The organism is Halioglobus sp. HI00S01 (assembly GCF_001635445.1).
Taxonomy (GTDB): domain Bacteria; phylum Pseudomonadota; class Gammaproteobacteria; order Pseudomonadales; family Halieaceae; genus Halioglobus; species Halioglobus japonicus.
Window position 1 is genome coordinate 326,332 of the sequence record NZ_LWEE01000062.1, and the last position, 12,096, is coordinate 338,427.

Annotated in this window: 13 protein-coding genes; 8 read left to right on the top strand and 5 right to left on the bottom strand. The window is 52.2% G+C overall.

The window, feature by feature from the left end; translation table 11 throughout:
- Positions 1-6 precede the first annotated feature (6 nt).
- Together A3709_RS12015 and A3709_RS12020 are read right to left on the bottom strand one after the other, a co-directional pair.
- Positions 7-480 (bottom strand): hypothetical protein, encoded by a 474-nt coding sequence (locus A3709_RS12015; protein ID WP_066054714.1) that lies wholly within the window; start codon positions 478-480, stop codon positions 7-9.
- Complete coding sequence (locus A3709_RS12020; protein WP_066054717.1) at positions 477-2,285, bottom strand: EAL domain-containing protein; 1,809 nt, start codon at positions 2,283-2,285, stop codon at positions 477-479. Before A3709_RS12020 ends, A3709_RS12015 begins: the two co-directional genes overlap by 4 nt.
- Positions 2,286-2,437: 152 nt before the next feature.
- Here A3709_RS12020 and A3709_RS12025 point away from each other — a divergent pair, with 152 nt between their 5' ends.
- Together A3709_RS12025 and A3709_RS12030 are read left to right on the top strand one after the other, a co-directional pair.
- Entirely contained in the window at positions 2,438-3,037 is a 600-nt protein-coding gene (locus A3709_RS12025; protein ID WP_066054720.1) for a hypothetical protein, read from the top strand.
- Positions 3,038-3,040: 3 nt separating this feature from the next.
- Positions 3,041-3,979, top strand: a complete 939-nt coding sequence (locus A3709_RS12030; RefSeq protein ID WP_066054723.1) for a hypothetical protein — start codon at positions 3,041-3,043, stop codon at positions 3,977-3,979.
- On the opposite strand, the gene A3709_RS12035 is transcribed toward A3709_RS12030, so the two are convergent.
- Positions 3,980-4,207 carry a hypothetical protein gene (locus tag A3709_RS12035; protein WP_156507724.1) on the bottom strand — a complete coding sequence of 76 codons (228 nt, stop codon included), beginning with the start codon at positions 4,205-4,207 and terminating at the stop codon, positions 3,980-3,982. It lies immediately after the preceding gene.
- 392 nt (positions 4,208-4,599) lie between these two features.
- Between A3709_RS12035 and A3709_RS12040 the strand changes: the two genes are divergently transcribed.
- On the top strand, positions 4,600-5,070 hold the full coding sequence (locus A3709_RS12040; RefSeq protein ID WP_066054727.1) for a hypothetical protein: 471 nt from the start codon (positions 4,600-4,602) through the stop codon (positions 5,068-5,070).
- A gap of 36 nt (positions 5,071-5,106) precedes the next feature.
- On the opposite strand, the gene A3709_RS12045 is transcribed toward A3709_RS12040, so the two are convergent.
- Positions 5,107-6,531, bottom strand: a complete 1,425-nt coding sequence (locus tag A3709_RS12045; protein ID WP_066054729.1) for a PhoH family protein — start codon at positions 6,529-6,531, stop codon at positions 5,107-5,109.
- A 222-nt stretch (positions 6,532-6,753) separates the two neighbouring features.
- On the opposite strand from A3709_RS12045, the gene A3709_RS12050 reads away from it, so the two are divergent.
- A complete protein-coding gene (locus A3709_RS12050; protein ID WP_066054731.1) occupies positions 6,754-7,827 on the top strand; it encodes a WGR domain-containing protein in 1,074 nt (357 codons plus the stop codon).
- Positions 7,828-8,066: 239 nt separating this feature from the next.
- Here A3709_RS12050 and A3709_RS12055 read toward each other — a convergent pair whose 3' ends face one another.
- The gene (locus A3709_RS12055; protein WP_066054734.1) at positions 8,067-8,318 is read right to left on the bottom strand and encodes a hypothetical protein; all 252 of its coding nucleotides are present in this window, start codon (positions 8,316-8,318) and stop codon (positions 8,067-8,069) included.
- Between the two features lie 766 nt (positions 8,319-9,084).
- Here A3709_RS12055 and A3709_RS12065 point away from each other — a divergent pair.
- The 4 genes from A3709_RS12065 to A3709_RS12080 all read left to right on the top strand — a co-directional run bounded on the left by A3709_RS12065 (position 9,085) and on the right by A3709_RS12080 (position 11,713).
- Positions 9,085-9,408: a DUF6804 family protein gene (locus A3709_RS12065; protein WP_066054738.1), complete on the top strand. Its 324-nt coding sequence runs from the start codon at positions 9,085-9,087 to the stop codon at positions 9,406-9,408.
- A complete protein-coding gene (locus tag A3709_RS12070) occupies positions 9,409-9,807 on the top strand; it encodes a hypothetical protein (RefSeq protein ID WP_066054741.1) in 399 nt (132 codons plus the stop codon).
- A gap of 143 nt (positions 9,808-9,950) precedes the next feature.
- Entirely contained in the window at positions 9,951-11,408 is a 1,458-nt protein-coding gene (locus A3709_RS12075; RefSeq protein WP_197484163.1) for a DUF2779 domain-containing protein, read from the top strand.
- Positions 11,409-11,413: 5 nt separating this feature from the next.
- Complete coding sequence (locus A3709_RS12080) at positions 11,414-11,713, top strand: hypothetical protein (protein ID WP_156507725.1); 300 nt, start codon at positions 11,414-11,416, stop codon at positions 11,711-11,713.
- Positions 11,714-12,096 lie beyond the last annotated feature (383 nt).

A 12,096-nucleotide genomic window follows, 5' to 3' on the forward strand; every position in this document is an offset into this window, starting at 1 on the left:
CTGACCTTAGTGAATGCTTGGACTCAGCGCTGTCGGAGCGGCCCGGTTGCGTTGTGCAATTGCTTTTTCGTCGTCGCGGAGAGCACGGCCGGACGCGATTGGGACTACCGCCACTTGGCCCGCCCTAACCAGCTTGGGCCCCCACACGACATCTGGAATGAACAGCCTGGGAGTCTGAATCTCTACGACCGAGGCAGCGTAAATGACCCTGAGCCTCCCGGCGGATATGACTCGCAGGGCCACTATGTCGCCACCGTCTGATCCCAACTCTTCCAGCTCGATGTGGCTTGCAGGGTGCAACCTTACCATTTCATCAAAGATCTCTGCCTCGCCGTTAGTCTCGTTCTCTACGAACGTCCCTATCTGCTCTCTGAGGGACCGATAAAGGCCCGGGCTATCTGCAGCCAGGTGCATGCTACCGCCCATAGTCCGACTAAAAGCTTCAAGCTCAAAGCTCGATAAGTACGTCTCACTGCTCATTGCACAGTACTCGCTGCTTGTCCTTCATTTGGTTCAATAGACTCGATGTACTCGGGTAACTCTGACGCCGCCATGGCGTCACTGTAGAGATAGCCTTGTAAAAGATGACAGCCGGCCGCAATCAGCAGGTCCCGCTGAGACCCCTGTTCTACGCCATTGGCTATGGGGGTGATGCCGAGACCTTGGCATAGGCCTACAACACCCTGAATTATCGCCAAGCCAGCCGGTTTTTCCACGTTGTCGATGAACGTCTTGTCAATTTTTACGGCGTGGATCGGAAATTCATGCAGGTGCTGAAGCGAGGAATAGCCAGTGCCGAAGTTGTCGACCGTCAGCTCTATCCCTAGCTGTGCAAGAAAATTGAGCGTGCGCACATTGTCAGCAGCATTCGTCATGATTGCCGATTCGCTGAATTCCAAGCCAATCCTTTCGGGATGGAGGTTGGCGCCGTCGAAATACTGCACGAACCAATTAGTAATTTCCGGCTGAGCGAGTTGGAGCGCGCTGAGATTCATCGACACACGCATGGAAGACGCGACCGTGTTATCCCATCCCTTGGTTGCGTCTGCTATTTCTGACAACACCCATTCACCGAGCTGTACGATCATCCCGGTTCGCTCCGCGACCGGAAGGAATTGGTCTGCGTGCACAATCCCCCGATCCGGATGGTTCCAGCGCATGAGCGCCTCTACGCTCTCTATCGTCCCATCGATAGCGTTGATCACAGGTTGATACTGAACTTCAAGCTCGCCGGACACGATGGCGTAGCGAAGCTGCTCTTCCAGCATTAATTCTTCGATTGCGAGATTATTCATCCCTGTACGGTAGAATTGGTAATTCGCGCGACCCTCTCCTTTAGCCACATACATTGCTGAATCGGCATTGCGAACGAGCGTATCGGCGTCTTCACCATCATCCGGGTAGAAGGAAATGCCGATAGACGGGGTGACAACCGGGGAGTGATCGCCCAGCGTTACCGGTTCAGACAGCGTTTTTAGGAGCCGCTTGGCGATACCCCTGGCTTGGAATTTATCGTCAAGGTTGTTGACGATAACCGTGAATTCGTCGCCGCCCAGCCGGGCTGCTTGCGACGCGTGCATCTTCTCATCCCCGTCGATGCTGTCGCGGCTCGAATATCGAGTCTCGTCTGTTTCACGCAGCGACGTTTTCAGCCGAGTTGCGATTTCGACGAGGAGCTTGTCGCCCATGTCGTGGCCGATACTGTCGTTAATCCGTTTGAAATGGTCTAGATCGATAAACATGACGGCCGCTTTGCGGCCTGTCCTTGAGGACCAGTTCACTGTGTTCTCTAGCTGTTCCAGGAAGCTGCGACGATTTGGAAGTTCCGTTAGCGCGTCGTAATACGCCAGAAACCTCAGACGATCTTCCTGGTGGTGAGCTCCGCGGAGGGCAGACGACGCGCGCAACATGTACTGCACTTCGCGACCGAGCAGCGACCACGAATAAGGCTTTGTCCGATACTGCGTGGCGCCTGCATCGAAACCCAGGTCGATAGAGTCAGGATCGTCTGATTCTGTCACTATCAGAATGGGGGTGAGCGTGCCCTCAGGCGACTGCCTTATTTCTTTACAGACGTCGAAACCGGAGGCATCCGGTAGCGCTACGTCAAGCAGCACCAGGTCCGGCAAGCTGTCAAAGAAGACAGCCAGCGCAGCCTCTGCATTCTCTGCTTCGATTACCTGCAGTCCGCAGTCGGAGAGGTTGGTTCGAACGAGCCGCCGCGTGTTTTGGTCGGGGTCAACGACTAAAACAACGGATGGCTTGCGTGTTCTGCTCAATTCCATAAAGCACCGATAGTGTGTACTAAGCTAGGCTATCTATCGCCGCCTCTTTCGTAAACCTTAAATCCTCTGTAAATCACGTTTTTAGTTGCTTTTGCGATGCTATTTGCATCGATTTATGCGAACCTAGCAGAGGAATTAAGAGGGCAGGCAGAATGTCACCAGATTTCACAACCGAACAGGCTTCCCAAGCGCTTCGACGCAAAATCGCAGATATCCGCGCCGCGAAAGGTGCTTCTGGGGCTACACCGGACTGGATATTCGCCGCTAAGGCCGGTGCTGATGATCAGGATCTGCTCAGCCTGTTCGCTCACGGCGGCACAGAACGCGAAATGAAAGCTGCATTTGCGAATCCGAACATGCCCGACGAGACCATTTTGGAGTTGATCGATATCGATGCGAACGACCCGGTGGCAGCAGCTCGCCGGTCTCTGGCCGCAAACGAAGCGTCGAACCGGGGGCTTATCCATGGCGTGCTTCCGACCCCGACGCCCAGTCAGACGCAGAACCCTGGCGAAGCCATTGATCGAAACGACGGTCTGACAGCCGAGGTTTCAGCTATTGGCGAGCAGCCACAGCTCTCAAGCACGATGCGGGATTACGCGCTGCCGAAAGGCTTCAAAGACAATCTGCTCGTGTATGAGGCCAAGGTCGAAATGATAGAGCAGCAGGCCGCCCCGGAAAGTAGACTGGTAAATGAAGCCAGCAAGCCAAAGATGAATCAAGGCTTTCCAGCAGCTGACCAGAGCATGTAATCGATGAGCGCATGGAGGCTTGGGGCTCGCTGGCTGCTCGTTAGTTTTTCGCTATTCATATCAGCGTGTAGTTTCGAAGGCACTGGTTCGCCGGAGGACGCGGCCGAGGCGGCGATCTCGGCACTGCAATCCAAGGATCTCCCTGCTTTTCTCGACGTCGTTGAAATTAATAGCATTTCGGTCGATGTCGCGGAGGCGACCATTGCCGCGATGGTGAGTGGAATGCCGCCGTCAGTAAAACAGGAGGCATTTGAAAAAGCACCTGTGCTGGCTGAAGAATTTGTCACCGAAGTGACAAACGCGTTTGCCATAAATTCCGCGTTCTCCATCGACAAATATCAGCTTGAAATTGGATCAATCGAACAAGGCAAATCCGGCAACGAAGCGATTATCCCACTGACGATTACACAAAACGAAGGCGGCCGGTCATATACGCTACGTTTTGCCGCTGCGATTAAAACTGAATCGGGTGAGGGGAGAGGTGACGAGCAGCTGTGGAAGATTACCCGTGTGCTCAATTACAGTGATTTGCTAAAACAAGCTGCGATTTTGCGCGCTGAGGAACGAGAGCGGCAGCTTGCGCCAATTAGGCGTGAACTCAACGAGGCTCTGAGTCTTTCTGCAATAGCCAAGCAGGCAGTAACTAAAGATGGCAAGCCCAAAGTCTTAATTTCTGCCACGGCCAATTCAACAAGAAGGATTGATCGAGCAACTGCTACGGTCATTGCTACCGACAGCGACGGAGCAGAAGTCATTAGGCTTGCTCTGCTGGTTTCACAGGTGCCAGCCGGCATGCAAAGCCCCTTGGTGTGGGAAATTGACGTTCCCGTCCCGGATGAGCAAGCGAATGTGCTATTTTCCACTCCGCCTTCAGAATTGTCTTTCCGGGCGAGCATTGATGAGGCCGTCATCGACGGTAGAACAGTCGCTTTCCCAGATTAATCAGAAATCCAGCTTGAAGCCGATGCCGATGGTTCTGCCGGTATTGATGTTAACGACCTGCCAGGGGTCACCTGTTTCTGCCGATGGGCCGGCTATCTCAACTGGTCCGTAATTCTTTCCACCAAATAAATTCTCGGCAAACCAGAATGTATGTAGCTGCTTTTCCGCCGGCTCAAAGGAAAAATCAAATTCCTCAATCACCGCTTCACCAACCTTAATAGCAGGCATGCCAACGTCCGGGTCACTACTGGGCACAGTTTCCTGGCCAGCTACCGGCTGCGATGCCACCAAAGCGACGAACGTTAGGATTCTGAAGATTTTCATGATTCTGTTATGGATTGGGGGCAGACAATAAAACCACCTTGCGAGCCGAGCCTCAATCGCTTTCGCTGTATTAATTGGAATTCCGTCTTTTTCACGCAGACAGGTTTTGCTTTGTGCAGGCTTTTCAACATTTCAAGAGATTTTTCGTTGAATACTGCATGCTATTTGCGAGAATGAAAAATCTGGAGACACCGATTTGCGAGCCGAACTCCAACAACCTGCCATTACGCCCATTTTTAGGGCGAAGTAGTTCACACGAAATGGCATGCTAAGACCTCTGATGCGCAGGAGTTGAAGTGCAAACTAACATCTACCAGTTTCCAGTCCGCAATCCGGCTCTTCTTGAGGCCGCCCAGGCCCGTGGGGCTGAGGAACGGACACTCGACGAACTGGAAGCAAACCGGCTAAAAACAGACGCACTACGACAGGTTCTAAGCGCAGCAGGAAGCATCACGATCGAAGATCAACTCGCGCAACCGGCCTATGACTCCTTCGGTGTGGGGTCTGCTCGACGAGAGACTAGATGTAACGAGAGTCTTCTCCTAAGGGATGCCTCAGAGAATCTGTATATCTTCGTCGTGGGTGCGCGCTCAATTCAGTTCAAATTAACGACAGGCCTGTGCTATACAGCCAGATATGATTTCAACTTCTCTGAATCGCTCAAGACGAGCATGATCGACACGCTGTCCCAAGAAATCGATGGCAACACTGTCGCTGCGATTCACCGTACAACGCTACTCCAGCGACTGAAGAGCCCATTTAAATAATAGAGGTTCTTCAGTCAACTGTTTGGCGCAGGCATCTCACAGATTCTCTTCAGCAAATCGAGCAAGCCGGGACCTCACAATGCCGTTCACGTGCATGATGCCCGCGTGCTCATAGCCTTTGCATCGCTCGACGAGGTAGGTCAATCCTGAAGTCAGTGGGGTAATGTATTTGTTGTCGATTTGCGCCAGATTTCCGAGTACAACGATTTTTGAGTCTGCACCAACCCTGCTGATCACTGACTTCAGCTGGAACTGGGTTAGACCCTGCGCCTCATCAATTATGATGTACGAGTTGTTCAGTGAGCGGCCCCGCATAAAATTCAGTGATTTAAACTGAATGTTTGCTCGCTCCTTCACGTAGTCCATGCTTCCCTGTGCGCTTTCATCGGTACCGTGTAAGATCTCCAGGTTGTCATCGAATGCTGCCAACCATGGAGCCATCTTTTCCTCTTCAGTCCCGGGCAGAAACCCAATATCTTCTGCGATCGGCGGTGTAGACCTTGCGACAATTAGCTTGCTGTATTTTTTCTCTTCCAGAATCGCATGCAGGCCGTAGGCAAGCGCCAGTAACGTCTTGCCGGAACCAGCTGGCCCGGTCAACACCGTCATGTCGACATTATCATCTGCCAGCAAGTGCATCGCCATAGCCTGCTCATGGTTCCGCGGTTTCAGACCCCAGAAATTGCGGTTCATCAGGTTGTCGCGACTGTCACAGCGGAGATACACATGTTCCTGGTCGACACGTTCGACGAAGGCCATAAACTCATTTTCGTCATATACGAACTGCTTGGGGTATGCATCAGGTACAGCTTCTAGTGGAACACGATGCAGCGTCACATCGTGTTCCCGAACCGTGTCCACGTCTGAGACCCCCTCCCAGAAGTCTCCCTGCAGTTCCTCATAGCCAGACGCCAACAGATCGATGTCATCGAGCACTTTGTCGTGATTGTAATCTTCAACGTTATTCAGGCCACAACCTTTGGCCTTCAATCTCATGTTGATGTCTTTCGTAACAAGGCAAACGTTGCGATTGTCTGACTGGAGGCGGAGCGCCACGTTGATGATTCGATTATCGTTCTGGTGATCCAGCGTCTCCGAGAGTAGCTTGGATGTGTCTTCATCAGACAGTACCTGGTCAGGATAAATTGCGAGCACCCCCAAATCGCTTCCATCGACTGCTGTGCCAGGGATCTGCACACCATCCTTGATCTCTTGAGGGCTTGCCTTCCCAACCACTTTGTCGATCATGTTTATAGCTATCCGAGCTTCCCGGCTCACGGCCTTATCACGGCGATCCTTGATGTGATCGAGTTCTTCCAGGACTGTCATGGGAATAACGACCCTATGTTCCGCAAATGCAGTAATAGCGGTCGGATCGTGTAGCAACACATTAGTGTCGAGAACGAAGGTCTTTTGCGAGGGTAGGGAGGCTACCTTGCTGACTTCTGCGCCTGAGCTCATAAAGCACTCACTTTTCAGTTACGACAGTTTCATGGTGTTTCATGGGTCAGAGCAAAGCAACGACTGTCCGGATAAATCGCATGTTTTTTCAGGTTTCGAGCTGTGTATGTATATTTTTACGCTTTTTCGAGTCCAGTTTGACCGCCACTAACTGTTTCCCGTGCCGCAGCAGATATGTCGCGTTCAGCTACTCTGCACTGGTCACTAACAAGGAGACGAAATATGACTAACACCATCCGTACCGCAGCGCTTTTCTTCTGCGCTGGTAGTAGCGACAAGGAATACAACGTGTATCTCAAAGAGGGAAACGGCGGCTATACCGTTGACTTCTCCTACGGACGCCGCGGCGAGGCACTGAAGTCCGGCACGAAAACAGCCAATGGCCCTGTCAGCCTGGAGGAGGCCGAGAAAGCCTATGACAAGCTCGTAGCATCCAAGGTTAAGAAAGGCTACACAGAGTCTGCCAACGACGCACCGTTCATATCAGGCGAGTTGGGTGACCGAGTAACCGACTTCCGGCCGAAGTTGCTCAATCCTATCTCATACGTAGAACTAATCGCATTGTTCTCGTCTGGGTCGTATCTCGCGCAGATCAAGCGCGATGGCGAGCGCCGCGGCGTCATTGCAGACCAGGGTGGCGTGATATTCGCTAACCGTGATGGTCTGTCAACATCAGCATCGTCAACGATTGAGGCTGCCGTCAGCCAGATGGGTCTGAACGACACTATTCTCGACTGCGAGGATATGGGCGACCATGTCTATGTTTTCGACATTCTTCGTGTCAACGGTGTAGATCTGCTGGATCGGCCATTCTCGCAGCGCATAGACGCGCTGGAGGTGTTTCGGACGGAGGTCATAGCCAACCAGGTGGAGGATACACTTCGCATCGACGTACCTATCGAGGTAGACGATATGGCCTCATTTGCTGAGCTACAGCGTGAGGCAGGCGCCGAAGGTATCGTGATCTGCGAAGCTGGCAGCACCTACGTTCCGGGCAGGCCCGCTTCCGGCGGTCCCGCGCTCAAATTCAAGTTCACGGAAACTGCCACGTTTGAGGTCTTGCGTCGCAATGGAACCAAGCGCTCCGTCGAGATCGCAATCCTGACAGAGAATGGCCTCCGGTCAGTGGGTAACTGTACGATACCTGCGAATCATGCCATCCCCAGTGCGGGAGACCCTGTTGACGTTGAGTATCTCTATGCTTACCCCAACGGTGGACTGTGCCAGCCAGTCTATAAGCGGCCACGTAACGACGTGACCGTAGATACCGAGTCCAAACTGAAGTTCAAGTCATAGAGGTAGAACCGGGGCGGTTTATCCGCCCCTGATACAGCTTTCCACGGATGCTGTAATTTTTCGATCTTACTTGGAGTATCAGGCTGTACTCCTGATTACTGGGCCAATGTCCACTTTCTCCTAAAAAAGTCGTCAGATCAAAAGAATAGGGGTGGTAGTTGGGCCACTACGCAAAGCTATGTTCATCTGGCTCACTTAGCAACGCGATTGCAAACCAGCGCTTGTGACCTGTGTCAGAGCTACTGAAGGTCTTCCTCTTCAATCCACCCAAGCTGCATGAAGAGTAAGTTGGGTATCCCTATAGTAACGAACATAATTGGAACTTTGATAAGCATAGTTAGTCGCGTACTAACGGCAATGAAAGCAGCGATTAACCCAATTGCAGTGGAATCAAAATAATCAGCGACAAAGTCACCAATCAATATGAAAAGTAGTACCTCGACGGCTATGTGCCAGATAACAGCAAAACCCATCCAGAACTTCTTGGGCATAACTATATGTCGTTCAATTGGATAGAAGATTCTGCCACATGCTGTCCACAGTCATAACCAAGGACGAGAAGTGATGCTTCTGGCCGTCATCCGTAATCACTACTACTTCTGAGGGGCTGCCGTAACAGCCGCTCCCATATTCTGCCTCACCATAGCCCATCGAGCCCACGCTAGTTTGTCTTGCGTCGGACACCCGTGCAGAATAACGATCTAATTTGGCGTGCTTATGTGAGTCGCTCACATCTCTAATCAACCCGTATGCGGGGCACTTTTCACCTAGCTCAGCCTTGAAATCCCTTAGATTCTTCGCCTGATATCCGTGCGGCAACGCTTCCCCGAAGCTACAGAAAAAGTAGTCCGCTAGGTGTGCTAAGTTGACTGCCACTGCTTGAGCCTTATGTATTGAGGTTTCGTCACATCGCCAATCGTTTACTGTTGGGGTAACGTGCTCTTGATAAAAAATATGGGCTCGGGAGGTCACTAGTACAATATATTTCCAGATTTGGCGTGTTGGGGGCCATCACTGGCTTGCGTCGGCCTACAATTCATACACGCTTGATAAACATGCGTTCATGATAACACGCGGCACAACTGCGTCCATGCGGCAGCATTTGGCATGGGCGTTTTACCTGGCAGTGGGTACTAGAGGTCTGGCTGTGACTTTTCTTGTGCCTGAGCAGGCACTAGCCGATATCGACCTTGCCTTTCAACAGACAAATGTTACGCTGCACGACTTCAATAAGTATATCGGCCGATGGACGCTGGCATGAACGAAAAATCTATTTTGGTGGTGTCTATTGTTTTACTCGCATTGGCACTGCTTCCTTTGCCTTACTCGTACTACATGTTTCTGCGCATCATCGTCTCGGCTTCCTTTACCTACATCTGCTGGAAACGCATCACCCAGCAACACTCGGGTATCGCTTGGATATTTGGTTTCTGTGCAGCTATTTACAATCCTTTCGTCCCGCTCCACCTTGGCAGGGAGCTTTGGACAATCATTAATCTCGCGACCATAGGCCTCGCTGGATACACGCTTGCGACCAAGCCTGCCGTTACTGTCGAAGACAATCATGGAGCCTCGGAGTAGATGAACTTTCTGTATTCACTTATTCAAACAATTGCATTAATTCTCCTGTCTTTTATTGCTTTTGCTGCCGCAGTATTCATTCTTCCTTTTTTGAGGTCTGGGGGCGATGAGGGTGCTTTGATGCAGATATGGAACCTTGGAATGGCTAATGCTGCGTTTTATGGCCTACCGTACTGGCATCTTACACAGCTTAAAGCCGACAGCTTTTTGCCCCGGGCGAACTCTTACGCATTAGTCTGGATCTATGCGATTCTTGCGGTTTTCACTCTCCCCCTTGTCTTTCTGGTGGAGTTCGAATGGCTCGAGCTGCTGTATTCATTGGCGCAGTGTGCGATTTCCTGTGTTGTACTTTTCTATTCCTACCGTTTCAAACATCACTCACCAGAAGTCTCTCCATAGGTTCGCAGCTATCGACTGCACGAGCATCGCAGTCGTTTTCACTGATTTCGGTCACTCAGTGCCATCACGCCAACCGTCCGCCTTGAGGTGAAGTAGTTTCCCATTAAACCGCACACCTGGATGTGTCGGATATGCTTATTGGCATGAATAAATACATCACAAAGACCCAGATAGTCGCAAACTTACAGTGCCCGAAGCGTCTGTGGCTGTCTGTGAACGCACCTCAGAACGGTTCTGTTGACGATAATGTCGCGTCTCGGATCGACGACGGCAATGCACTTGGCTCGGCGGCTCGAACGCTTTTCGATGGTGAGTTGATTACAGGTCACGGGGATGCCGCTATCGCAGACACACTCGCCAGCGGATCCGATACAGTATTCGAAGGCGCTTATCTCGCCAATGGTGCCATCGTCCGTGCAGACGTCCTGAGCAAAGTTAAAACCGGTCATCAGTTGGTAGAGATCAAGTCGGCCACTTCCGCAAAGGATTCCCATGTTGTAGATACTGCGATCCAAACCCATGTTATCCGTTCATCGGGTGTTGATGTCACGTCCTGCTCAGTGGGTGCAGTGGACTCCACGTGGGTTTACCGTAAACAGGGTAATTTCGACGGCCTGATTAAGCTGATCGATGTGACTGAACGAGTCGAGAAGATCGTGGATCAGGTTCCCGCGTGGATAGAAGGCGCACGTCAGACGCTAGCAGCACGTTCCTGCCCGAATGTGGAGCCGGGCCAGCAGTGCGAAACGCCTTATCCTTGTGAGTTCCGCGCGTTCTGTAACGCAGACCAAGCTAAGCCAGCTGTCGGATCGCCTTCTCACAGCCTCCCTAAGCCTTGGAAAAAGCCGCTGTCAGAGTTTCTAGCGCAGCACCCCCAGGCCGACTGGAAGGACGTGGCCGACGACCTTTTGAACCCACTACAGCAGCGCGTAAAGTGGTCCCATATTTCTGGCAGCAAGTACCACAACATCGCTGGTGCTAGGCGTTCACTCGCTCGTCGTTCTGCGCCTTTTTACTTCCTCGACTTTGAGGCGGTCAGCTCTCCCGTACCGCTTTGGGTGGGCACGAAGCCGTTCCAGCAAGTCCCATTTCAATACAGTCTTCACAATGTTGATCCTGTTTCTGGGTCGCTGTCCCATGCTGAATACCTGCCTGACCACGCAGACAATCCGGTGCGTGAACTGGCTGAGCGCCTTGTCGGTGATTTGCCGGACGAGGGCACGATCTTTGTATACCACGCCACTTTCGAGAAAGGGCGCATCAAGGAGATGGCGCAAGAGGTCCCAGAACTCGCAGACCAGCTTCTAGCGCTGCTGCCGCGTATTGTCGACCTTCTCCCGATTACCAGGGATTTCTACTACCACCCAGATCAGGGAGGCAAATGGAGCCTCAAAAATGTGCTCCCCTGTGTTGCGCCTGAACTGAGCTATGCTGATCTTGATGGAGTTCACAACGGGATGGATGCTGTTACCGCCTACCGCGACCTCCTGACCAACGGGCAGACGGAGCAGGTCAGGCAAGCGCTCCTGAGTTACTGTGCATTGGATACCCTCGCGCTGGTGTACCTCTGGTATAGTTTGCGCGGCGAAACTACGGAGTGACCACATTGGCAGCAGAGGCCATCACAGACGACTTTGACACCCAGCCCTATGAGGACAAGGGCTATATCATGCCGACAATGGTCAACGGCATGGTCTGCGGCTTGACACCGCTCGTCTTTACCTGGGGAGTTTGCACGGGCATAGATGAGACGGGCTACCGGAACCGGTTCTGTTTCGAAACGCTGCTTGATGCGATAAGCTTTCTAACTGAGTGGGATGGGCTGGCGGCGCCTACCGTAGGCGAGGACGGGTGCGTGGCCCTTCGCGTTCAATACCCCGAGGATTTCCAGCAGATTACTCGGTAAATCACAACGTTTTTCTTGTTTATCGCGATGATAGGGGTCTATTCTGACTGATACCTGACCTTTATGGAGCATAACCTATGCTCTCAGACGCGACTCAGATTGAAGAATGTATTGACGGCCACGATATCGTCTGTACGGTACGGCTCAGCCAATTCGACCCCCAGAACCAGCCCTGGACGCTCGAAGCTCGAATGAAAGAGTGCGCGAATGAATCCAGTGTCGTCCGCGTATCCTCCGGCCTAATGGCTCGGGACGCGTCAGAGTCAGATGCCTTACGATTGGTAAGAGATCGGGTTAAAGTGGGAACATGCAAATGCGGCGCTCCGTACTTTGCCTATCCTGATGACTCTGAGTCAGGCCCGCGAGGAATATGTTGCCACACC

Bases quoted from the DNA above. Each gene is read 5' to 3' on its own strand.
- A3709_RS12045 (WP_066054729.1), bottom strand. From the start codon at position 6,531: ATGAGCTCAGGCGCAGAAGTCAGCAAGGTAGCCTCCCTACCCTCGCAA.
- A3709_RS12015 (WP_066054714.1), bottom strand. From the start codon at position 480: ATGAGCAGTGAGACGTACTTATCGAGCTTTGAGCTTGAAGCTTTTAGT.
- A3709_RS12030 (WP_066054723.1), top strand. From the start codon at position 3,041: ATGAGCGCATGGAGGCTTGGGGCTCGCTGGCTGCTCGTTAGTTTTTCG.
- A3709_RS12025 (WP_066054720.1), top strand. From the start codon at position 2,438: ATGTCACCAGATTTCACAACCGAACAGGCTTCCCAAGCGCTTCGACGC.
- A3709_RS12020 (WP_066054717.1), bottom strand. From the start codon at position 2,285: ATGGAATTGAGCAGAACACGCAAGCCATCCGTTGTTTTAGTCGTTGAC.
- A3709_RS12035 (WP_156507724.1), bottom strand. From the start codon at position 4,207: ATGCCTGCTATTAAGGTTGGTGAAGCGGTGATTGAGGAATTTGATTTT.
- A3709_RS12055 (WP_066054734.1), bottom strand. From the start codon at position 8,318: ATGCCCAAGAAGTTCTGGATGGGTTTTGCTGTTATCTGGCACATAGCC.
- A3709_RS12065 (WP_066054738.1), top strand. From the start codon at position 9,085: ATGAACGAAAAATCTATTTTGGTGGTGTCTATTGTTTTACTCGCATTG.
- A3709_RS12050 (WP_066054731.1), top strand. From the start codon at position 6,754: ATGACTAACACCATCCGTACCGCAGCGCTTTTCTTCTGCGCTGGTAGT.
- A3709_RS12075 (WP_197484163.1), top strand. From the start codon at position 9,951: ATGAATAAATACATCACAAAGACCCAGATAGTCGCAAACTTACAGTGC.
- A3709_RS12070 (WP_066054741.1), top strand. From the start codon at position 9,409: ATGAACTTTCTGTATTCACTTATTCAAACAATTGCATTAATTCTCCTG.